Annotated in this window: 11 protein-coding genes and 1 pseudogene; 2 read left to right on the forward strand and 10 right to left on the reverse strand. The window is 69.3% G+C overall.

Annotation, left to right across the window (positions count from 1 at the left end; translation table 11 throughout):
• Positions 1 to 9: 9 nt before the first annotated feature.
• The 10 genes and pseudogenes from EV382_RS23375 to EV382_RS23420 form a co-directional block, all read right to left on the reverse strand.
• Entirely contained in the window at positions 10 to 2,853 is a 2,844-nt protein-coding gene (locus tag EV382_RS23375; protein ID WP_130405184.1) for an AfsR/SARP family transcriptional regulator, read from the reverse strand.
• Positions 2,854 to 2,921: 68 nt separating this feature from the next.
• Positions 2,922 to 3,443: a GNAT family N-acetyltransferase gene (locus EV382_RS23380; RefSeq protein WP_130405186.1), complete on the reverse strand. Its 522-nt coding sequence runs from the start codon at positions 3,441 to 3,443 to the stop codon at positions 2,922 to 2,924.
• Positions 3,440 to 3,730 carry a type II toxin-antitoxin system TacA family antitoxin gene (locus EV382_RS23385; RefSeq protein ID WP_130405188.1) on the reverse strand — a complete coding sequence of 97 codons (291 nt, stop codon included), beginning with the start codon at positions 3,728 to 3,730 and terminating at the stop codon, positions 3,440 to 3,442. The genes EV382_RS23380 and EV382_RS23385 overlap by 4 nt, the downstream gene beginning before the upstream one ends.
• 212 nt (positions 3,731 to 3,942) lie before the next feature.
• The gene (locus tag EV382_RS23390; RefSeq protein WP_130405190.1) at positions 3,943 to 4,626 is read right to left on the reverse strand and encodes an SMI1/KNR4 family protein; all 684 of its coding nucleotides are present in this window, start codon (positions 4,624 to 4,626) and stop codon (positions 3,943 to 3,945) included.
• Complete coding sequence (locus tag EV382_RS23395; RefSeq protein WP_130405192.1) at positions 4,607 to 5,053, reverse strand: NucA/NucB deoxyribonuclease domain-containing protein; 447 nt, start codon at positions 5,051 to 5,053, stop codon at positions 4,607 to 4,609. Before EV382_RS23395 ends, EV382_RS23390 begins: the two co-directional genes overlap by 20 nt.
• Before the next feature lie 186 nt (positions 5,054 to 5,239).
• Positions 5,240 to 5,365, reverse strand: a pseudogene (locus EV382_RS23400) (NUDIX hydrolase); the annotation flags it as partial.
• Positions 5,366 to 5,599: 234 nt separating this feature from the next.
• Positions 5,600 to 6,118 carry an Imm21 family immunity protein gene (locus EV382_RS23405; RefSeq protein WP_130405194.1) on the reverse strand — a complete coding sequence of 173 codons (519 nt, stop codon included), beginning with the start codon at positions 6,116 to 6,118 and terminating at the stop codon, positions 5,600 to 5,602.
• Complete coding sequence (locus EV382_RS23410) at positions 6,096 to 17,666, reverse strand: LamG-like jellyroll fold domain-containing protein (protein ID WP_130405196.1); 11,571 nt, start codon at positions 17,664 to 17,666, stop codon at positions 6,096 to 6,098. Before EV382_RS23410 ends, EV382_RS23405 begins: the two co-directional genes overlap by 23 nt.
• Before the next feature lie 109 nt (positions 17,667 to 17,775).
• Entirely contained in the window at positions 17,776 to 18,351 is a 576-nt protein-coding gene (locus EV382_RS23415) for a type 1 periplasmic-binding domain-containing protein (protein ID WP_130405198.1), read from the reverse strand.
• Positions 18,352 to 18,411: 60 nt separating this feature from the next.
• On the reverse strand, positions 18,412 to 20,382 hold the full coding sequence (locus EV382_RS23420) for a potassium channel family protein (protein ID WP_130405200.1): 1,971 nt from the start codon (positions 20,380 to 20,382) through the stop codon (positions 18,412 to 18,414).
• A gap of 95 nt (positions 20,383 to 20,477) precedes the next feature.
• On the opposite strand from EV382_RS23420, the gene EV382_RS23425 reads away from it, so the two are divergent.
• Together EV382_RS23425 and EV382_RS23430 are read left to right on the forward strand one after the other, a co-directional pair.
• Positions 20,478 to 20,966 (forward strand): MSMEG_6728 family protein, encoded by a 489-nt coding sequence (locus EV382_RS23425; protein WP_130405203.1) that lies wholly within the window; start codon positions 20,478 to 20,480, stop codon positions 20,964 to 20,966.
• 24 nt (positions 20,967 to 20,990) lie between these two features.
• The gene (locus tag EV382_RS23430) at positions 20,991 to 22,544 is read left to right on the forward strand and encodes an FAD-dependent oxidoreductase (RefSeq protein ID WP_130405205.1); all 1,554 of its coding nucleotides are present in this window, start codon (positions 20,991 to 20,993) and stop codon (positions 22,542 to 22,544) included.
• The last annotated feature ends 33 nt before the right edge of the window (positions 22,545 to 22,577 follow it).

Here is a 22,577-nt window from a genome sequence, read left to right on the forward strand (position 1 = left end):
GCTGACGGATCACGCACCGTCCGCTGACGGCGGCGCACCGGCCTTCTCCGCCTCGGTGATCTCCTTCAGGGTGAGAGCGATCTCCGCGCGGGTGGCCTCGCCGACGTACCAGCCGGTGAGTCCGCTGGTCAACGCCTCCTCGCAGAACCGTCTCGCGGCGGCCAGGTCCCCGCGTACCCGGGCCACCTGGGCGAGGCCGAGCCGGGCGCTGGCCACGAACTCGGGCGCGCCGCCGCGCTGCGCGAGGAGCAGCGCGGCGGCGAAGTCGTCGTGCGCCGCCGCGAGGTCACCGGCGCGCAGCCTTATCTCGCCCCGGGTACGAAGCATGTCGGCCTGGTCGACGGCCGACCCGAGTGCCTCGACCAGTTCCATGGCCTGGTCCATGTGGACGCCCGCCGTCTGCGGGTCGCCCTGCCAGGCGGCCAGTTCGCCGAGCGCACCGAGTGTGATCATGCTGCCCCACCGGTCGCCGGTGCTACGGAAGCCGTCGAGCGCGGTGGCGAGCATGGTCCCGGCCCGTTCCCACTCGCCGCGCCACATCAGTGCCGAGCCGATGCCCATCGCGCCGAGCGCGTCGATCCACGCGTCCGGGCCGACGAGTCGGCGCAGCTCACCCATCAGCTCGTCGACGTCGGGCGCGCCGTCGGACGGCGGGCCGGTCGAGATCCCCGACAGGTACAGCAGGAACGGCTGTCGCGGTGGCCGGTCCAGGCTGTGGATCACGGACTGCTGTGTGCCGAGGGACGGCAGCTGCCCGGAGCCGCCGAGCGAGGCGTTGTAAACGCAGAGGGCGAACTCCTCGCTCAGCCCCGGCGGTGCTTCGGGGCCGAGCAGGTCGAGGACGTCGGCGGCGAGCCGCGCCCCCTCCCCGCGCATGCCGCGCAGCCACCAGTAGAACGACAGGGCCGCGACCATCCCGGCCGCGTCGGACGTGTCACCGGCGGCCGTGGCCCGGCGCAGCGCCGCGTGCAGGTTGTCCCGTTCCGCGTCGAGCAGTCGCAGCCAGTGCAGCTGTTCCGCGCACCGGAGGTGTTCGCTGGCGGTCCAGGCGAACCCGAGGAAGTACGCGGTGTGCGCGCGGCGGAGCTGGTCGGCCTCGCCGGCCTCGGCGAGACGCTCGGCGCAGAAGGCCCGCACGGTCTCCAACATCCGGTATCGGCCGCCGGTCATCTCCACGAAGGACTTGTCGACCAGGCCGGTGAGGGCGTCGACGAACTCGGCGGTGGGCAGGTCGCAGACCTGCCCGGCGGCCTCCAGCGTGGCCCCACCGGCGAAGACGGTGAGCCGTCGGGCCACTCGCCGTTCGGCGTCGTCGAGCAGATCCCAACTCCACTCGACGACGGCCCGCAGCGTGCGGTGTCTCGGCGACACGGCCCGGTTGCCCGTCGACAGCAGCCGGAACCGGTCGTCGAGACGGGCGGCCACCTCGGCGACGGACAGCGCCCGCAGTCGGGCGGCGGCCAACTCGATCGCCAACGGCAGACCGTCGAGGCTGCGGCAGATCCGCAGCACCAACTCGACGTTGGCCGGCGTGACGGTGAAGTCGGGCGCGACGTCGACGGCCCGTTGGACGAAGAGGCTGACCGCCGCGTAGTCGTCGGCGTTCCGCGCGGACGCACCGAGCGGGGGCAGGGTGAGCCCGGACAGCGGGCACAGCGCCTCGCCGGCCAGCCCGAGTGGCTCCCGACTCGTGGCCAGCACGCGCAACGCCGGGCAGGCGCTCAGCAACCGGGCCGCAAGCCGGGCCGTGTCGACGAGGACGTGTTCGCAGTTGTCGAGCACCAGCAGCAGTCGCCGCTCGGCGAGCGCCTCGACCAGCCGATCGGTGGTCTGCCGACCCGGCTCGGCGGGGGCCCGCAGGCCCGCGTCGCGCAGGCCGAGCGCGCTCAACACCGCCTGCGGTACGTCCGTACCGTCGGCCAGCCCGGCCAGCTCGACGAAGCGGACCTCGCCGTCGACTCGGCCGGCCGCCTCGATCGCCAGGCGCGTCTTACCCGCACCTCCGGGGCCGGTGAGGGTGACGAGCCGGCGCTCGCCCAGCAGGCTGCCGACACGCGTCAGTTCCTCCTCCCGGCCGACGAACGTGGTGAGCTGGCTCGGCAGCGCCGGTTCGGCCGGCCCGCGTTCCGCGCCACGCAACAGCGCCAGGTGGACCGCGGCCAGCTCCGCCGACGGGTCGACGCCAAGCTCCTCGGCCAACGTGTGTCGGGCATCCTCGAACTCGGCCAGCGCCTCGGCCGTCCGGTCCAGTGCCGCCAGGGCGCGCATGAGCTGGCCGCGTAGCCGCTCCCGCAGCGGGTGCGCGACGACCAACTCCCGTAGCTCCGCGACCAGCGCGGCGTGCGCGCCCAACGCCAGATCCGCGTCGACCCGATCCTCGATGGCGGCCAACCGCAGCTCCTCCAGCCGGGCCGCCTGGGCGGACACACCGGTGGCATCGGCCAGGGCTGGACCACGCCACAGCTCCAGCGCCTCGCGCAACACCGCCGCTGCCCGGGGCCAGTCGCCGCCGCCGAGCGCGCGGCGCCCGGCGTCGGCGAGCCGCTCAAACCGGTACGCGTCGACGTCGTCCGGATCAACCGCCAGGCGGTAGCCGGCCGGGTGGAGTTCGATCGGGTCGTGCTCGGCGGGCAGGGCCTGGCGCAGCCGCGACACCTGCGACTGGAGGGCGTTGGCCGCGCCCCGGGGCGGATGCTCCCCGTACAGGCCGTCGATCAGCCGCTCGGCGGAGACCACCCGGCCCGCGTCGAGCAGGAGCAGCGTCAGCAGGGCACGCAACCGCGGACCGCCGACGGGGACCTCTCGCCCGTCGGCCAGCACCACCTGGGTCGGACCCAGGATGCGGAAACGCATGGCACCGATTGTCGCCCACTGCCGGCCGGTCCCTGCGCACCGATCGGCCGACCTTCCGGGTCGGAGGGTCAACCGCTGAGCGCGCGGCGAAGGTCCTTCATCAGCAGCAACAGGTGCATGGGATCGGTGGGGCTGGCCTCGAACTTCGCCAGCCCCTGGTAGAAGTCGCGGGCGGCTTCCGTCTCACAGTGAATGAGCACCGCGCGTACGCCGATGACCTCGGAGGCGGCGGCGATCCGCCGCAGTGCGTCGACCACCAGGGCTCGGCCCAGCCCGACGCCCTGGGCGCTGCGGTCGACCCCGAGCCGAGTCAGGATCACCACCGGTTGGTGGTAGCGGCCCGCTCCCTGCTGCAAGCGGGGCGAGGCATCGGCGGGCGCGACACTGCCGGCAGCCAGGGCGTAGTACCCGGCCACTCGCTGATCGGGGTGCTCGTTGTCCCGCACCACGTACACCCGGGACAAGCCCGCCCGATGGGCTTGCAGGGCATGCTCGGCCAGCCACACCGACTGTGCGCGGGAGCCGCAGTCGAACCCGGTAACCGCGACTTCGGCCGACAGTGGCTCGACCAGGGAGAAGCGGGAACTCACCGTGGCGCACCATCAGTCGGCGGGTCGAGCACCGTCGGACCGGTCAGCAACTCCCGCAGCCCGGCGACGTCCTGCGCCGGCCCCTGCAACGCCTCGTCGAAGACCCGCCAGGCGTCCTCGTTCAGCAGGAACGCCCGCCGGTCGGCGAGCACATCCGCCGCTGCTTCGGTCGCCGCCTTCAACACGAACGTCGACACGCTGTCGCCGGCCGCTTGACTGGCCGCCTCCAGCAACGCCTTCTGCTGCTCATCCACCCGCAGGTGCAGCCGCTCCGCCTTCGCGCTCACAGGCCAAGTGTACGCACAACGTACGCCATCGCAAGGCTGGATCGGTCGGTGGTGATTGATACAGGCACAGCTCAACCCCACGACGCCTGCGTGGGCGCGCCGATGGCGTCGGCCAGGGCCGGGCCGCGCCACAGGTGCAGCGCCTCCGGCGGCACGGCCGCCACAGGGACCGTGGCGGGACGCCTCAAGTGTGTGGAAGGAGCAACGGCGACCTATCCGTTCGTCGCCGGCCCAGAAGGCTCCTCCCGATCAAGCACCTGACCAAGATTCTTGATGTCAATCTGCAGCTCGCCTCCGTCGGGCACCTGAGCAACAGCGCTTGCCAGGCCGCCGTAGAAGCGCATTGCGCGCACCTCCGGCGCTGCCCGCAGATTCTCAATCACGAAATCTCCGCCCACCACGAAGGGAATAAGCGGAACGAGCCGCGTTCCCGGCTTCAAGGGACCGAAGATCCGCTGCCAGTTGTGCGCTATCGGGTAACCGGTCAACACATTGTAATCGGCGATCAGCGTGGTGGCCCACTCGTCAAAACCTTGAGCAAAGTTCTCGAACTCTCCGGTCTCCGGATTGAATCGCACGATCGAAGGTCCACGTATGCCAAACTGGCCACCGAAGATGTCGTCGGCGAAAAACGTGATCTCATCTGCGAGGCCGGCGAACGATGACTTCCACAGCCCTGGATCATTCCACTCTTCGATGTCCAGAACATGTGAGCCAGACCCACCGAGCGGACGGAACAATAATGCCGACTCGAAGGCGAAGAAACCATTCCTCTCGACCAGCACGGCGTGTAATTCATCCCAGATTGCGCCGAGAGGGAGGGCCTCACGGCGCAGCACCGCGGACGACAGTGCCGCCGAACCCGCCGCGAGCAGCTTAGCGAGAGCGCCTTCCACGCGGTGTCACCCCTATCAGATCCAGGTTCTCGATACGAAGGATGAAGGTACCACCGTCGGGAACATCCTTGACCTGCGCCTTTATTACCGAGCCTGCACCCCGGTTATCTCGCGGGTTGATGTACTTGACGTGGGCTCCTGTTCCACCCTCTACTGTCATTGCTGGCGGCAACTCATCCCGGTCGAACCCAGTCTGCGTAGGAATGCCGCGAAGCGAATCTCTCCGACGGCTCTCCGCGCCGGCACGGTCGACCGTCAATTTCGCACCGTTCAACCCCTGCTCATGGGCATGGATCGCGAAGTCTGGGTGCTCGACCGCATCGACCTCAGCTGCGATCGGGCGAGGGCTGGAGCAGGAACAGGAGTTGCCGTTGGCGTCCAGACCGCCACCGCAGTTGTGCACGAGTAGCGGCTCGTTGTCCGGCATGACGTAGTACGTGTGGGATTTTCACCCCGTCACGCAGTGCGACTTAGGTGTTCATGGCGTTTCACCTGGCCTTACGCGTGTGGTACCAACTCGCCGCATCGATATCTATCGGTGTTGACGGCGACGGTGACGGCAACCTGGGGAGACGTCCACGCCCTTGAGCGATCAGGGCATCGATGGGTGGCGTTATCCGAGGTAGGGGGTGTCGCGGTGCTCGGCGTGGTGGTGGAGGCGGAGTCGGACGGTGTCGTGGATGGGGATGTGGTCGAACTCGGTGGGGTGGATGAAGCGGACCTCGGTGGACTCGTCGCTTCTATCGATCCATCGGCATGTTACATGTGTTCTTGACGGCAACGGAGACGGCAACCCAGGCGAACACCTATGCCCCGTAGCGCACAGCGCGAACCTTTCGCTCACTCCTCGCAATCGCCTGCTGCAGCGAGAAGTAGCGGTACCAATAAACTGATCCATGACAACAACAACGGCCAGGATCATCCTCACTGCCATCATCATGACGTCGGCGGTATCGCGTAAGCATTCGTGCGATCAAAGACGGCTAAATCTATGCAATCGCCCTGCAACCTCTCCGCCTTCGGAAAAGCCAGCGCTGGAGCACTGATAGCGTCCAGGCACTAGAGGCAAGTCAAGCATCTCATTTCTATCGAGCGATTCCGCCGTGGCTGCCGCGTCGATCAGCACCAGACGATCAGCAAACTCGTAGATAGGCCCCTCCTCCCATCGGAGGCCCGCATCAAAAGCACTTCGGGCAGCTGCAATCAGATCAGCGTCAGAGGGAGCATACTGCCATTGCAACAAGCATCCGATGTCCGGCAGGAAAGTCGTTGGCAGCGGCTCGTCACCAACAACTAGAGCGATCCCTCTGCGCGCCCCCTGACCCCATCTAAGCAGCCCGAGGTAGTCGTCGACCTCGCATGCATCGTCGTAATCAGACCCCGAACTACCGGTCCAGTATTGCAATTCCGAAGCACTTAGCGCGACGAAAGGACCGCCCGCTGATTCAATCCATCCAACGTCATCCACATTAGCGTTGATGTCTGCTTGCATAATCCACCTCAAATTGCAGCGAATAGAGAGGTTTCATTATTGGCGCCAGCTGCTTTGCCCATCCAGCCTGTTTGCGACTGCAAGGTAGACACTGCGGGAAAAGCCTCTGTGGCGTACCGTCCGGAACCCACGAGCTGATCGGCTGGTGGTCCGGAACAAAATTGCCCTTCTTCGAGAATGGGTCGGTCGAGCCGCAGGTGTGACAGCCAAACTTCTGACCCAACTCATTGATCTTCTGCCGCGTTTCCGCATCGAACTTTTGGGACTTGTCTTTTGCCGGGATCGACTCTTGAGCAAAGGGACCAATTGTGCAGACTTCTTCAGGGTTGCTGCGACCACCGACGTTGTGGACGAGAACTGGCTCGTCGCCGGCGATTACATAGTACGTGTGGATGTCGGCGACGGTGAGGTCTCGCATCTCCTCGACGCCGAGCTTGTTGAGCACCGCGACGACGGTGACCGCGCCCTTGCCCTTGACCAGCAGCCTGGTGCCAGGCTTCAGGTCCTTGGCGTCGTCCCACTTCCGCTTCGAGGCGTTCCAGAACGGGTGGTGCCAGGTCGTCTCGACCTTCGTCACCTTGCCGCCCTGATCGCGGACGGTGAGGTCGGTCAGGTCCTTGTCGGTGTTGCGGTGCAGTTGGGTGACCTGCTTCGGCTCCGACTTGCCCGCCACCGGGTCAGTGGCCATGACCTTGTCACCGACGTTGACGTCCTCGATCGGCCGGCTGCTGCCATCGGCCATCAGGACCTGGGTCTTCGGGTCGAAGCTGTGCCGGCCAGGCTTCGGTGAATTCGAACACCCGCCACCCCCGCCACCTACGGCGAGGCCGAGCGGGTTGAACCCACCCCCACCACCGGAGCCGCCCGAAGAGGCCCCGCCGGAGCGCGCACCACCGCCGCCCTTGCGGCTCAACCCGCCGAGCCCCGGCACCATGTTCTCCACGGCAGCCCGCGGGTTGTAGGTGCCCGAGGTGGCCAACTGCCCGACCGCGTCCTCGATGCCGTTCTCGGCGGCCTCGGTCGCCAGGCGGCCCACCAGGCCGGTGCCGACCTTCTTCGCCACCGCCGCACCGACCCGCGCCGCGATGGCGCCGCCGGCACCGCCGATCAGGCCGGTGATCGCACCGGTGCCGAGGGAGCCCAGCGCGTCACCGATGCTGTGGATGTCGCCCTGCGCGGCGTCCTTGGCCAGGCTGATCAGCGCACCGGCACCGGCCATGCAGGCGATCGCGCCGACACCGGCGGTCACCGCCGTGCAGGCGATACCCGCGAGGATCGCGCCGCCGATCGCGGCGACCTCCAGCAGGACGTCCTTGTGTTCCTTGACCCACTTGGTTGTGGCGTTGGCGGCGTCGCGTACGGCGGTGCTGGCCTTCTTGACCACCCGTTGCGCCTTGGCGGCGACCTTCTTACCAGCTTGCTTCAGTTTCGCCGCCGCCTGCTTGGCGCGTTTCTTGACCGCTGCGGCCTTTTTGGCGACGTACTTCTTGGCCTGGTTGTATTTCTTCTTGACCGCGCGTTTCGCCTGGTTGTACTTCTTCTTGACCTGCTTTTTGACCTGGTTGTACTTCTTCTTGGCCTGGTGATACTTCTTCTTCACCGCCGCTTTGGCCCGGGAGGCCGTCTTCTTCACCGTGGACTTCGCGGCGCTGTAGGCCGATGACGCGTACGAGTAGGCCGACGAGGCGTACGAGTAGGCGGACGACGCGTACGAGCGGACGCTTGAGGTGACCGAGCTGACCGCGCGGGAGAAGGACTTCTTCAGGCTGCCCAGACCCCAGTGCCCGGTCGGGTCGGTGACGGTCATCGGGTTCGCGTCGCCGTACTGGTAACGGTTGGCGTTGATCGAGTCCGGCAGCGGGCTGTTGCTCGCCGTGTCCCGGGTGTCGAACTGGCCGGTGTCCGTGTTGTACCAGCGGGCGTGCATGTTCACCCGGCTGGTCAGCGCGTCGGTCCACTCCGACTGGTAGCCGAGTTGGCCGAGCAGGCCGCTGGTGGTGAGCGCCTTACCCAGCGGGTCGTAGGTCACCGAGCCGGCCAGCGCCGTCCCGGTCGGGGTGAACTGCCCGACCACGTCGGTGTGCAGGTCCGTCCAGACCATCCGCTGGTTGCCACCGCCGGTGGCCCCGACCACCTCGCCGGACGGCCCCCGCACGTAGCTCGCGCTGGAGTCGGCCGCCAGGTCGTTACCCAGACCGGTGTACGAGTGACCGGGGCGAATCGCCCGTCCCAGGCCGTCGTACGTGTACGTCTGTGTGCCGCCCGCCGACTGCTGCGACACCACCTGCCCGAAGGCGTCGGTGTGTGTGGTGTTGCCCCCGGCGTTGGCCAGGGTGCCCCGGGCCGTGTACGTGTAGCTCGCCCCGTCGGCGGTCAACAACCGGTTCCGCTGGTCGTAGGTGAACAGCTTGGAACCGTTCTGCACCCGGTTGCCGGACTTGTCGTACGCGTACACCGTGGTGTTGACGCCGTCGTTCCAGGAGGTCAGCCGGTCGGCCAGATCGTAGGTGTAGGTGTTCGCGGCCGAGCCGGCGAAGCCGGTCGTCGACTTCGAGGTGATGTTGCTGTTCTCGTCCCAGCCGTAGGTGATCTTCGCGAGCGACGCCCCGGCGGACGACTTCAACTCGTCGCCGGTCAGCCGCCGCAGCGGGTCGAAGGTGAAGTTGCGAGTGTTCCCGTTCGACCCGTACGTGATCTTCGAGACCTGGGAGAGCGTGTTGTAGGTGTAGGCCATCTGCACACCGGCCGACGAGTTGGCCAGCGCCGAGAGGCGGCCCGCGCCGTCGTAGGTGTAGGAGGTGGTGCCGGCCGCGTCCTGCCGGGAGGCCAGCCGGCCGTCGGGGTCGTAGCCGAACGTCGAGTTGCCCGACGGGCCGGTTACCGACCTCGGCAGGCCCCGGTCGTCGTACGCGATGGTGTTCGTGCCACCCGAGCCGGACAGTGAGGTCATCCGGCCGGCGATGTCGTAGCCGAAGGTCCGCTCCTCCGTGGCGACCTCGGCTCCCGTACCCGACTGCCGGACCAGTTGCCCCAGTTCGTCGTACTCGTTGATGACCTCGACCCCACCCGGCATGGTCTGCTTCGCCGGGCGACCGGACTTGTCGTACGCCACGATGAAGGTCCGGTCCGCAGGGTCCGGGTGCGCGGCGGTCGCCGGTTCGATCATCGCCTCCGGCAACCCCCACGAGTTGTACCTGGTGTGGAAGGCATTGCCCCGGCCGTCGGTGAACCGGGTGCGGTTGCCCTCCAGGTCGTAACCGAACGTGGTGACGATGGAGTCCGACGCGGAGATCGGCTGCGTCTCCTTCGTGACCACGCCGGTCGCGTCGTATTCGTAGGTCACCGTGGTCCGGCGGGCGTCGGTGCTGGCCAGGATGTTGCCGGCCCGGTCGTAGCGGGCCGACTGTTCCGACAGCAACGTCCCCGTCGGGCTGTACTCCGCCGTGCGGGTGGGCCGATCCGCCCGGTCGTAGGTCACCGAGGCGTACGAGCCGTCCGGGCGGATCGTCTTCGTCGTCCGACCCTCGGAGTCGTACTCGTAGCGGCTCACGTTGTTGGCGCCGTCGGTGACCGTCAACGGATCACCGAGCACGTTGTACGTCGTCGAACTGTTCACGCCGGCGGCCGTGGTGACCTGCGACGGCCACCCCTGCGCGTTGTACGTGTAGGTGGTGGTGTGGCTCTTGCCCTCCTGCCGCACCACCTCCGTCGAGGTGACCGTGCGACCCAGGTAGTCGTAGGTCGCGGCGCTGACCGCACCGGTCGGGTCGGTCGACGACAACACGTTGCCCGCGTCGTCGTAGGTGTAGGTGGTGGCGCCGTCGTTCGGTGCGATCTCCTTCGACACCCGGCCGAGTTGGTCGTACTCGTAACGGGTCACCTTGCCCAGCGGATCGGTGACCGCCTCCAGTTGACCGCTCGCGTCGTAGCTGTGCCGGGTCTCCGGCACGATCGGCGTCGCCGACCCCGGCGGGGTGTACGCGGGTGCCTTCTCCGACACCGTCCGGCCGACCGCGTCGTACTCCACCACCGACCAGTTACCGTTCGCGTCCCGGGTGTCGGTCGGCTCGTCGAAGGTGTTGAACCCGACCAGGCTCACCGCGTTGGCCAGGGCCGGAACCTGGCCGGGCTGCTCGGTCATCGCCGCCGGGGCGGTGGTCTTCACCGCCCGACCCTCTTCGTCGTACCCGTAGTTGGTGGTGTTGCCGTTCGGGTCGGTGACCGAGGTGGGCAGGTCGTCGGAGTCCAGCACCTGCGAGGTACGGATGACGTACGCGTCCGCCGCCGGGGCGGTTCCCGCCCTGACCTGCGAGACCTCCGCGTCGGTCAGCGCCTTCTGGTAGACCTGCACGTCGCTGACCGCGCCCGGGAACCAGCCCCAACCGTCCGCGCCGCCGACGGTGAAGGCGGTGGCCGAGTTGTTGAACGTCTCCGTCGTGGTCGCCGTGGCCTGCACCGCGCCGTTGGCGTAGAGCTTCATCGTCTTGCTCGCCGGGTCCACGGTGAGCGCGAGGTGGGTCCAGACCCCCACCGGCGACGCGGAACCGGCCGCCCCTCCGCCCTGGACGAAGTGGCTGGTCCCGTCCGCCTTACGAACCGCCACGCCGGCGTACCACCGGTCGTCACCGGGTGCGTAGAAGACCTTCAGCGCAGAGGCGCCGATGGCGCCCGGGCTGTTGAAGACGAGTTGCTCGGTGTTGCCCAGGGCGGGGTTCTTCGAGGCGAGCTTCGCCCAGGCCGAGACCGTGTACGCGCGCTTGGTGTCCACCACCGGGCCGGTCTTCAGGTACGCGCCGGTGCCGTCGAGGACGGCCGAGCCGCCCCGGTCGGTGGACCAGGCGACGTTGCCGATCGCGGTGGCCGGGCTGTTGCCGGTGGAGTCGGCGGCCTTCGTGCCGCTGGTCTCGTCGAGCTTCCAGCGACCCACCGGGGTCAGCGCCGCCGACGGGTACTCGGTCTCGGCGATGGCGCGGCCGGCGCTGTCGTAGAGCGCGTCGGAGACGCTGGTGACGGTGCCGTCCGGCCCGGAGGAGACAGTGGAGATGACATTGTCGTCGGCGTCGTAGGTCAACGCGGTCCGTCGCTTCAACCCGTTCGGGTCGACGACCGAGGCGGTCGTCCGGCCCGCCGCGTCGTACTCGGTGGCGGTGACGGTGTGACCGTTGTTGGTGATCTCGCTGATCACGTTGCCGGCAGCGTCGTAGACGTTCTCCTCCACCACGAACGTCCGGGTGCCGTCGGTCCGGCTGATCTTCGCTTCCAGGCCGTTGTCGGTGTACGTCCAGCTGGTGGTCCAGCCCATCGCGTCGGTTTCGCTGGCGAGCCGGCCCGCCGGGTCGTACGCCCGGCTGGTCGTGACCAGGTCGCGGGGCGTCGAGGGGTTGTTCGGGTCGCCGGTGAAGTTCTTCACCGTCGAGGTGAGCAGGTTGCCCTCGACGTCGTAGGTGCTGGTGGTCACCCCGCCGTCGGCCTCGGTCTCCTTGACCACCCGGCCGTACCTGTCGTACTCGAAGCTGGTGGTCTGGTTGACGCCGTTGGTGGTCGACGACTCCTGCCCGTAGGAGTTGTAGGCGTGCCGCTCGGTGCGGGACGCGTCGCCTCCGGTCAGGTCGCTGACCGTCACCTCGGTGATGTTGCCGTCGTCGTCGTACGTGGTGGAGGTGCGGGCGGTGTGGACCGCGCCGGTGACCCGGTTCGTGACGCCCGGCTCGGTCTCGGTGATCTCCCGGCTCAACCGGTCGTACGTGTGGCTGGTGGTGAGACCCGCGGGGTAGCTGCTCGTCACCTCGGTCTCGGTGAGCAGCCGGCCCAGCCCGTCGTACGTGTAGCGGGTGACCTTCCCGCTCGGCTCGACCATCTCGGCGACGTCGCCACTGGCGTAGTAGGTGATCGTCTGGGTCTGCCCGCCGGCCGTGGTGACGGTCGCCGGCAGACCGGCTGGTGCGAACCCGCCGTCCTTCGCCGCCACGGTGGTGCCGTCGGTGAAGGTGGTGCGGGTGACCCGGCCCAGCGGATCGGTGATGGCGGTCTGGTTGCCCTTGCCGTCGTAGCCGTAGCTGGTCAGGTACCGGTTGTCGGTGGCCGAGGACGACCGACCGTCGCGCATGGTGAGGATGACGTCGTTACGCGGGTCCGGCGTGCCACCGATCTTGATGGAGCTGCCGGTCGCCCAACCACCCGTGCCGTTGCCCGACACCAGGTACATCTCGTTGTCGGTCGACTTGAGGTAGACGATGTCGGGCTTCTTGTCGCCGTCGAAGTCGCCTGCGGACAGGAGGGCCTTGGCGCTGCCCCAACCGGTGCCGATCCGGGTGGCGGTGGTGCTCAGCCACCCGCCCGAGCCGTTGCCCTTGAGCAGGTAGAGGTTGTTGTCCGCACCGCTGCGGTAGATCACGTCGGCCTTGCCGTCGCCGTCGAAGTCACCCGGTGACACGAGCAGGTTCGCGGCGCTGACGTTCGGGCCGATCAGGGTGGCGGTGGTGCTCAACCAGCCACCCGAGCCGTTGCCCTTGAGCAGGTAGAGGTTCTTGTCCACGGAACTGCGGAAGATGACGTCCGGTTTGCCGTCACCGCTGAAGTCCTTCGAGAAGGTCATCAGGTCAGCGGCACCGACGCTCGGGCCGATCTTCGTCGAGGTGCTGCTCACCCACCCGCCCTTGCCGTTACCGGGCAGGACGTAGAGGTTGCTGTCGGAGGCGCTGCGCCAGATCAGGTCCGGGTTGCCGTCGCCGGTGAAGTCCTTGGCCGCGACCGCCAGGTTGGCCGAGGCCATGCTGGTGCCGATCTGCACCGGCAGGCTGGTCAGCCAGCCGCCCGTGCCGTTGCCCTGCACCATCTGGATCGTGTTGTCGGCCTCGCGGTAGACCACGTCCGGTGCGCCGTCACCGTTGAAGTCCTCGAACATCATCGGCAGCGCGGCGGTTCCCCAGTTCAGGGGGTCGGCCGAATTGGCGTAGTAGGTGTAGTAGACCGACGAGCACTTGTTGGCCGCCTGGTCCTGACAGGTGATGACCTGTTTCGTGTTGCCCCGGGCGTCCTGGAGTTCCTGAGTCCACACACCGCGCGGGTCGTACGTCAGGTTGCCGTAGCCGCCCACGTCGTACCCGAACTTGGTGGTGTTGCCCAGGCCGTCGGTCTGGGCGACCATCCGGCTGCCGTTGACCAGGTCGTAGCTGTAGCTGATCTTCTCACCCGACGGTCCGGTCACCGCGACGGTGGAGACCGGCATCGGAATCGCGCTGGCGGCACCGTTGACCATGGTCACGGCGACCGGAGCGGTCTGCTTCGACGCCTGGAAGTGCGCGGTGACCTGATCGGCGGAGAGCTGCGAGCGGTAGAAGGCCACCTCGGCGATCGACCCGGTGAAGTAGCCGACGTCGCGGGTGCCGTGCATCGGCCAGGCGCCGGCCCACTTGCCCGCGCCGACGTACACGTTCGGCCCGTCGGCGGCGACCAGCGCGTTGTCGAGCTTGCCGACCGCGACGCCGTCCAGGTAGAGCGACTGGGTCGTGGTTGCCGCGGAGAGCACCACGTGGTGCCACTTGTTGTCGTTGACCGCGCCCGCGCTGGTGATGACCCGGGTGGCGCTACCGGTCCAGAATCCGCCCCGCAGCTTGCCGTCCGTACCGACGTAGAGCGCCGGGGTCCAGTTGCCGATGACGGTCGGATCCGCCAGCGGGCTGACCTGGTATCCGTAGAGAACCCCACCGGCGGTGTTGCCCGCCGGCATCTTGAACCACATCTCGACCGAGTTGGGCCCGGTGGCCGGGGCGTCTTCGGACGGAAGTTGCAGGTAGGAGGTCGTGCCGTTGAACGACGCGGCCCGACTGTCGGTGAACGGTCCGGCGACCCCGAGGGTGGCGGAGCTGTAGGTGGCCGTACCGCCCTGCACCTCGTTGGCGGCGTCCGTCGCCTCGACGTCACCGAGCCGCCAGTAGTCGGCCGGCTTGCCACCCAGCACGGAGGCGGCGTAGACGTCGCTGCTGCCCGAGACGGTGGGGGTGCCCATCGTCCAGACACCGCCGTTCTCGTCGGTGACGGTGGACACCCGACCGGTGGTCTTGTCGTAGCCGACCTGCGCGGTGACCCCGCCGGAGGGGCGGGTCACCGTGGTGAGCACCGGGTGGGCCGTCCGACCCGCGCTGTTCAGCGCGGACACCGTGGTGCCGGTCAGCGCCTGGTTGAAGAACGACACCTCGCCGATCGAGCCGGTGAAGTAGGTGGCCCGCGCGGGGGTGACGCCGCTGTTGACGTGGTTCGGCCAACCGCCGCCCACGAAACCGGCACCGACCAGCACGTTCGCCGAGCCGCCGGGGATCTGGGCGACGGTGCCGGCGAGGCTGCCCCGGTCGACCCCGTCGAGGTAGAGCTTCTGGGTGTCGCCGGCACCGGTCAGCACCACGTGGTGCCAGGCACCGTCGGTGACCGTCACGTTCGTGTTGATCGGCGACGGGCTGCCGTTCCAGAACGAGCCGCGCAGTTTGCCGTCGGTGCCGATGTAGATCGACGGGGTGTAGTTGCCCGCCGTGGTGCCGTTCGTGATCGGGTCGGCCTGGTAGCTGAACAGCACACCGTTCGGGGTGGTCGTCTTGAACCACATGCTGATCGACTGGTACTGACCGTCGCTGACCAGGTTGCCCGGCAGCTGCACGAACGAGCTGGTGCCGTTGAAGCCGGCCGTCGTCGCCGTGGAACCGGGCAGCGCCGCCGGCTGCCCCAGCGCGACGTTGGTGAAGCTCGCGTTGTCGACGCCCGCGTTGCCGAGCACCGAACTCGCCGCCGTGGTGGCGCCGGACGCCTCGGTCAGCCGCCAGTACGAGTACGGCCCGGCGTTCAGGGTCGCGTTGGCGTACTGCGAGGTGGTGTCGTGCTGGTAGGTGGTGCACGCCGTGGAGCTGGTGGGCGGGCAGACCTTGGCGAGCTGGTCGCTGGTGCCGTAGGTGTACTGCCAGGTCGTCGCGGTGCTCGGGTCACCGGGGACCGCCGGGTCGGTGGAGACGGTCGCCGGGTGGGCGTACGCCGATCCGGCCGGGGTGGACCAGGTGACGTACAGGGACCGGCCGGAGGCGGAGGTGACCTTCGTGGCGTTCGCGTTGCCGTCGTACGTGAACGTCATCGCCCGACCGTTGGCGTCGGTGATGCTCGTGATCTTGAAGACATCGCTGCCGGCGGGCTGCGCGAACACGTAGAGGGAGGCGTCCTTGTCGGTCAGCGTGTAGCCGGTGACCGCGCCACTGACGTCCTTGTTCTCCTTCAGGACGGAGAATCGACCAGCGGCCGGGGTGAACGTACCGTCGGCGTTGCGGCCGAGCGCCACGTCCTGGCCGGTCGGGTACGTGATCAGCACCGACTGCACCTGACCCGCCACGTCGCGTACCTGGGTGGCCCGGGTGTCGAGCATGCTGGACCAGCCGGTGCCGAAGGCGTTACTGCGCCGGGCATCCAGGCTGTTGTAGCTACGGGTGATCGCCAGCGACGGGCCGACCGTGGCGACGCTGGCGTCGGTGGCCGAGGTGGTGTAGTTGCCGATGCCGGGGTCGTAGCCCTTGCCGGAGTTCTGCGTCAGGCTCCCGCTGAGCAACGGCTGCGGCACGGACGTGGTGAACGCGTACGCCGGGTAGACCGCGCTGGAGCCGGCCTTGTCGTTGACCTGGACGGTGTAGAGGTACCTCTTGTTCCAGGTCAGCTTGCCGGCCGGGACGGTCCAACTCGCCGTCGCGACCCAGCCCGAGTTGGCCACCAACGCGCCGGTGCCGGCGTCGGCCACCACGTAGTTGTAGGTGAATCCCTTGTTCGGCCACTTGTCCGGGTCGACCGCCCGGGAGTGCAGCTCCGGGGTGAGGGTCTGCACGACCGCGTTGTTCGTCGGATAGCGGACGTTGACCTGCGGCGCGACGTTGTTGGTGTACGTCAGCTCCAGGTACGGCTTGTAGCTGCCGTCCGAGTAGTTGGCGGCGGTGAACCGCTTCCAGGCCGTCGAGTCCGTCTCCGAGGCGGTCAGCGCGAGGCCCTCGTTCATGCCACCGGTCGACCAGTCGTTGAACGTGTCGACGGCGAGGGGCACGGTGACCCACTTGCCGGTGCTCCGGTTGGGTGGGTTGTTGGTGCAGGCCGGGTAGTTGTCGCTGATGGTCAGCGAGCCGATCGAGGAGGAGATGCTCGGCCCGGGGTGCGCGGCGGACGTCAGGCCGGCGACCGTCCACGCCTGCGTCACCCGGTGCACGTTGAACGCCTTGTGGGACGTGCAGTCGAACGACCAGGTGTGGTAGAGGCGCAGCTTGGCCGCGCTGAACCGCTTGCCGGCGAGGCCGTCGCTGGTGAACTCGTCGAAGTGGATGAACGAGCGCGCTTTGACGCCACCGCCGTCGTAGGTGCCGACGGGCAGGTTGTCGCCGTTGTGGTTGGTGGTCTCGCTGTCGCTGTCGACGTAGACGTCGCCGGTGGTGCCGGTGGTCGTGGTCGGGTCCACCCGCACCGGGTACTGGCGGGCCGGGTCCCGCAGCCACGCCGGATCCGCCACGACCTTCAGCGCGGGCGCGCCGTCGACCGTGACGATCTCGAACGTGACGGCGTCCGACTCGGCCGGGGCGCCGGAGCGGGGGTCGACCTTCGAGTCCTGCATCGAGCCGTGCGGGAACCAGGCCACGGCCTTGCCGTCGGCGTTGAGCAGCTCCACCGAGCCCGCGCTGGTGAGACGCGGGGTCAGGCCGGTGAGCCGCAGCGGGAACACCCAGGTCGACGCCGCCTCCGGCGAGCGCAGCACCAGGGTTTCCTTGATGCCGGCGTCGAAGGTGGTCAGCTCCAGGTCGGTGTGCGGCAGGACGTCCCGGTAGCGAGCGGTCGGCCCGGTCACCTCGGGCGCGGCGACGGTGCCGCCCTCGAGCCGGTAGCCGACGCTCTCGCCGCCGGGCAGGGTGAGCTGGGCGAGGTCACCGGCGGCGGCCGAGTTGGTGGCGCGCGCGGTCGCACCCGCAGGTCCGTCGGCCACCGACACGCCGAGCCGGTTCGCCGTGACGTGCAGACGGCCGTCGCGGCGGGTCAGGTTCGAGTTGATCTTCTGCCAGCTGCCGTCGGCTGCACGGTAGTTGACCGGGCGGTTGTAGGTGCGTTTGGTGAAGGAACCGTCGGCGTTCGCGAAGACGTCCGAGCGCGCACTCGACTTGCGGGAGTCCCGGGTGCTGGTCCGGGCGTCGAAGCCCGGCTCGGCCACAGCCGTGACCTCGGGGGTGGTGGCCAACTGGTGCGGCTGGTACGCCTCCAGGGTGCCGGGCGCGGGCTGGGGTGCGCGGCCGGTGCCCGTGCCGGCGTCGGTCGCCGAAGCCGGCACGTGCGGGTCGACCGTGACCGGCTTCCCCCTCTGCTGCACGGGAAGGCCCACGAACGCCGCGGTCGCCGACCACGCGGGGCGCTGCGCCAGCCAACTGAGCCACGTCAGTGGAAACTCGCCGCCCGGGCGCACCACGTCGGCCGGTATGGCGACCGTCAGCCCGAAGACAACGGCCACCACAAATGCCGCGCGGCGCGCGCCAGTGGTAACGGATCGGCGCATGGCCGGTCCCCTCCCCCGTGAAGTGAAATTACCAACGCGGAGTGTGAGGGTTCATCGATCTACGGCACAAGATGCCCGAACGGCCAAACCTGAGAGGAACCTTGGAGCGTCAGTCCTTGACGGAGGCGAGCGCAGCGACCACGTCGCGTGCCCTACGCTGCACCGATTCCGGGTCGGTGGCCTCCTCGACGACCACATTGGGGCCCGGGGTCGCGACACCGAACGCGACGAACTTCGCAGCGGGGAATCGCGCCGCGGTGGGACCCACCGCCCGTACCGGCGCCTCGCCGACGGCGAGGATCACCCCACATCGGCTCTGCACCAGGCTGGCGAGGAACGTTTCCGCGTTCTCGCCGGTCTGGGGGCCGTCCACCTCAAGGAACTGCACCTTGACCTGCGTCGCGAGTGAGGCGTCCTGCATTCCCGTCCACACCGGACGGGCCTCGGGAGCCGCCACGCCCGCCGCGCCGGTGAGCAGGCACGCCGTCTCGGCCCGGTACTCCCGCTGGCGCGGCTCCGGTTCGGCCTCGGGCCACAGCGCCCAGCCGACGACCACCAGCACGATCAGACCGACGGCCGCGAGCGGCCACCACCTGGGCTGAGCACGCAGCCACCGGACGACCGCCGTGTCGCGCCGCGGCCGTTGCGCGTCGCGGGCGCGTCGGCCCACCCCACCACCAAGCACCGGCGCACCATACTCGGCCGTGCGCACCGGTGGGTGCCGCACCGGCCATACCGGGTGCTGTCAGCCCGCCTCGCCCGTCCTGTCCTGCCGGCGGGTCAGCTCGATGTCGTGAACCGGGCCGCCGTTGCTCGTCGAGGGCGCCTCCCCGCTCGGAGGAGCGGGATGTGCCGCGCCGGCCCCCGAGCCCGTCTGGCCCGGCACCGAGGGGGACGCCGCCGCTGGGGTGTGCAGCCCGCCGTGGACCGTTCCGGCCGGCCGGGGAACCGGGTTCGGCCGGGCCGGCGGGGCGCACTGCCCCGTCAGCCAGTCCAACCCGCGCCGCCGGGCGACCACGGTCAACCGGTCACCGGCGAAGATCACTTGCCGATGATCGAGTTCCTTCCACCAGATCGTCTTGGCGCCACCCGCCGGGGTGCGGGCGATCAACCGGACCTGCCCGTCCCGGTTGACCATGTGCAGCGGGCGGCCGTCCAACTCCGAGCCGGGGGCGACCGGCACCTCGGCCACCGGCAGCGCGTGCCGGTCGACCGGAATGGTGCTGATCACGGCGCGTTCGGTGAGCGCCCCGATGAAGGCCGGGGCGGCCAGGTAGGACACCGACCGGGACACCCCGAGCGCGAAGGTCTCCTCGACCCGTTCGGCGAAGTCACCGTCGAAGAGCCGAAGCACCACGCGCAGGTCGGCACGGAGGTCGCGGGCGGCCAGCGCCGCCTCCAGGTTGGCCACGTCGTCGGTGGACGCCACCACCAGCGCCTGGCAGTCGGCCACCGAGGCGGCGACCAGCGTCTCCGGCAGGGCGGCGTCGCCGACGATCAGCGGCACCTCCAGTTGCCGGGCCAGGGCTGCGCCGCGCGGCTCCGGCGCCTTGTCGATCGCCACCACCTCGACGTCGTACTCGCGCAGTTGGGCCATCACCCGCGTGCCGACGTTGCCCAGGCCGATCACCACCACGTGCCCGACCCGCGCGGGTTGCATCCGGCCGGTGTGCAGGGCCAGCCGGGCGTTGACGATGCCGTCGACCACGACGGCGGTGATCAGCGGGATCAGCGTCAGCCCGGCCAGGTTGAGCACCACCTGCATGATCTGCGCGTCCGGTGGCTTGGTGGTGTCCGGGTCGGCTCCGCTGAGTGTGGTGACCAGCGTCAGGTACAGCGCCTCCAGCGGTGAGACGTCCTCGGCACGGGAGATCAGCGCCCCCAGCACGGCGATCAGCGCGAGCACCACCATCACCGCGATGCCGATCTTGCGGGTGGCGAAACCGCGGACCGCTCCCAGCACCACCGCGACCGGGCGACGCCGCCGACGGGCGCGGACCAGCCGACGGGCGGCCACCTCGGTGCCCGGTGGCTGGCCGGTCGCCTCGGCGAGCACCAGGTCGGCGCCGGCCTGCTCGGCCGGCAGCAGCTTCACCCCCTGCGCCTCGCTGAAATGCGCCAACGCGCAGACCACGTCCTGCGGTCGGACGTCGGCCCGCCGGGCCACCCGCAGTGTCTTGTCCCGATGTTGGAAGGAACTGGGGTCGACCTCGTTGAGAGCGGCGGCCACGAAGGCCGGCGCGGCCATCTCGGCGTCGGAGAGCACCTCGACCGGGGCTTTGAGCAGTTTCCGTACGCCGTCGGCGAGGGTGCCGTTGAACATTCGCAGCACCTGGCGGACCTGCTGGTCGACAGCCTGGGCGCAGAGCGCGGCGTGCAGGTTGCCCACGTCGTCCTGGTGCAGCAGGGCCAGCCCGGTCGCGCCGGCCAGGCCGGCGGCCTCGAAGGTGGCCACGTCCAGCCGGTCCGAGCGGACCACCCGGACCCCTCGCAGCCCGGCCACGTCCGGGCCGTTGCTGCGGTAACGCTCCGGCACCACAACTGTCACCCGGGCTCCGCCCGCCGGCAGTTCGGATTCGAGCATCGCCCGGGCCACGTAGTAGGCGAGCGCGTCCTTACCGCAGACCACGTAGTGCGGGCGCGGATCACCGACGGACCGTAGCCGCCAGTTCCACTCGACCGCCCGTCGCGCCCGGTCCCGCCACGGCTCCGCCATGCCCGGATCGTAATCAGCACGACCTTGTTGGGCGACCCCGTCCGGATCATCCCGAGACCAGGTATGTCCGCCTCGACGGCGGGTAGAGCAGCGACATGCAGACCTTCCTCCCGTACCCGGACTTCCTGGCCAGCGCCCGGACGCTGGACCAGAGGCGGCTGGGCAAACAGCGGGTGGAGACCATCCAGGTGCTGCGGGGGCTCACCCGACCCGGGTACGGCTGGCGCAACCACCCGGCGGTGAAGATGTGGGCCGGGTACGAGGAGGCGCTGGTCCGCTACGGGTTGGACATGTGTGCGGTCTGGACCGAACCGGGGCGGGCCGACACCTGCGCCAGCACGATGACGGTCGACCTCGCCGCCGCCTGCGGGGCGGGCGTCGTCCGGACCCAGGCCGAGCTGGCCCGAGCCGGTGAGCTGCCACCCTGGCTGGGCCGTGACGACCTGCACCTGAGTCACCGCTCGTCGTTGCTGCGCAAGGATCCGGCTCACTACGGCCCACTGTTCGGCGACGACGTGCCGGCGGACCTGGAGTACGTCTGGCCCGCCTCCGACCGCCCCCGCCGTTGCCTGCCAGCCGAGTGAGCCACTTTGCGGGAGACTGACCCAATGGCGCTGTCGCAAGTGGTGGGTCGGCTGATCGGCGTACGGCGGCACCAGGTGGACCCGGGCGGTGGTGGCGCCGACCGGGTGCCGCGACCGGTCACGGCGCTGGTGGTGGGTGGCGGCATCGCCGGCATGTCGGCGGCGGTGGTGCTGGCCGAGCGGGGGGTGGCGGTCACCGTGCTGGAGGCGGCACCGACGCTCGGCGGTCGACTGGGCGCCTGGCCGGAGGCACTCGTCGACGGCAGCCAGCAGAACGAGCACGGCTTCCACGCGTTCTTCCGGCAGTACTACAACTGGCGGTCCATCCTCCGCCGGATCGACAGTGACCTGGGCTTCCTCAAGCCCATCCGGGGTTACCCGATTCTCAGCGAGCAGTGGCCGACCGAGGAGTTCGGCAGGTTGCCGCCCGCGCCGCCGGCGAACCTGCTCGCGCTGCTGTTGCGCAGCCCCAGCCTGCGCCTGGCCGACCTTCGACTGATGGACCGGGACGCCGCGTTGCCGCTGCTCAGCTACGACCCGGTGCGCACCTACGCCGACCTGGACGACACCACCGCTGATGAGTTGCTGGCGTCGCTGCGACTGCCGGACCGGGCGCGGGCGATGCTGTTCGAGGTCTTCTCGCACTCGTTCTTCAACCACGAGGCGGAGATGTCGGCCGCCGAGATGGTCGCCCAGTTCCACTTCTATCTGCTCGGCAACCCGGAAGGGCTGGCCTTCGACTGTCCCGACGAGGACTACGCCACGGCGATCTGGGAGCCGCTGACCCGGCACGTGCAGCGGCACGGCGGCCGGGTCCGCACCAACTGCGCCGCGACCGGGGTGCACCGCGACGCCGCAGGCTGGCGGGTGACGACCACCGACGGCGGCAGCCACCCGGCCGGTCACGTCGTGCTCGCTGTCGACCCGCCGGCGCTCGCCGCGCTGGTCGCGGCCTCGCCGGACCTGGCCGAGCAGGCACCGGAGCTGGCGGCACGGATGCCGGCCTTTGGCACCCCCGGCCCGCCGTACGCGGTGGCGCGCTACTGGTGTGCCGGCGACGTGGCCGCCGACCGGGCGGTGTTCAGCGGGGTGTCCCGCCAGCCCACGCTGGACTCGGTGACGCTGTACCACCGGCTGGAGAACGAGCCTCGGCGCTGGGCACAGCGGACCGGCGGGTCGGTCGTCGAGCTGCACGCGTACGCCTGCGAGCCCGGTGTGCCGGCCGAGGAGTTGGCCGAGCGGATGCGCCGCGAGTTGGTCGCGCTCTGGCCGGAGGCCGGCGACCTGCGGGTCCGCGAGCTGCGGGCCCGGGTCCAGGCGCAGGCGCCGGCGTTCACGCCGGGCAGCCACGCCTGGCGACCGGGGGTACGCACCGACGCGGACGGCCTCTACCTGGCCGGCGACGGCATCGCCACGGACTTTCCGACCGCGTTGATGGAACGCTCGGCCGCGACCGGGATCATCGCCGCGAACCACATCCTGCGTGCCGAGGGTGGCGCGGCCGAGCCGGTGCACTCGATCCGTCCGCGCGGGCTGCTGGCCGGCCGGGCCAGGGCAAATCGACAAAACCTGACATAAGCCACGGTACGCTGCCGTACGCTCGAATGATCA

The sequence above is a fragment of the Micromonospora violae genome (assembly GCF_004217135.1).
Classification (GTDB): domain Bacteria; phylum Actinomycetota; class Actinomycetes; order Mycobacteriales; family Micromonosporaceae; genus Micromonospora; species Micromonospora violae.

Excerpts from the sequence above, each read along its gene's own strand:
- EV382_RS23375 (WP_130405184.1), bottom strand. The coding sequence starts at position 2,853 with ATGCGTTTCCGCATCCTGGGTCCGACCCAGGTGGTGCTGGCCGACGGG.
- EV382_RS23395 (WP_130405192.1), bottom strand. The coding sequence starts at position 5,053 with ATGCCGGACAACGAGCCGCTACTCGTGCACAACTGCGGTGGCGGTCTG.
- EV382_RS23405 (WP_130405194.1), bottom strand. The coding sequence starts at position 6,118 with ATGCAAGCAGACATCAACGCTAATGTGGATGACGTTGGATGGATTGAA.
- EV382_RS23410 (WP_130405196.1), bottom strand. The coding sequence starts at position 17,666 with ATGCGCCGATCCGTTACCACTGGCGCGCGCCGCGCGGCATTTGTGGTG.
- EV382_RS23420 (WP_130405200.1), bottom strand. The coding sequence starts at position 20,382 with ATGGCGGAGCCGTGGCGGGACCGGGCGCGACGGGCGGTCGAGTGGAAC.
- EV382_RS23425 (WP_130405203.1), top strand. The coding sequence starts at position 20,478 with ATGCAGACCTTCCTCCCGTACCCGGACTTCCTGGCCAGCGCCCGGACG.
- EV382_RS23430 (WP_130405205.1), top strand. The coding sequence starts at position 20,991 with ATGGCGCTGTCGCAAGTGGTGGGTCGGCTGATCGGCGTACGGCGGCAC.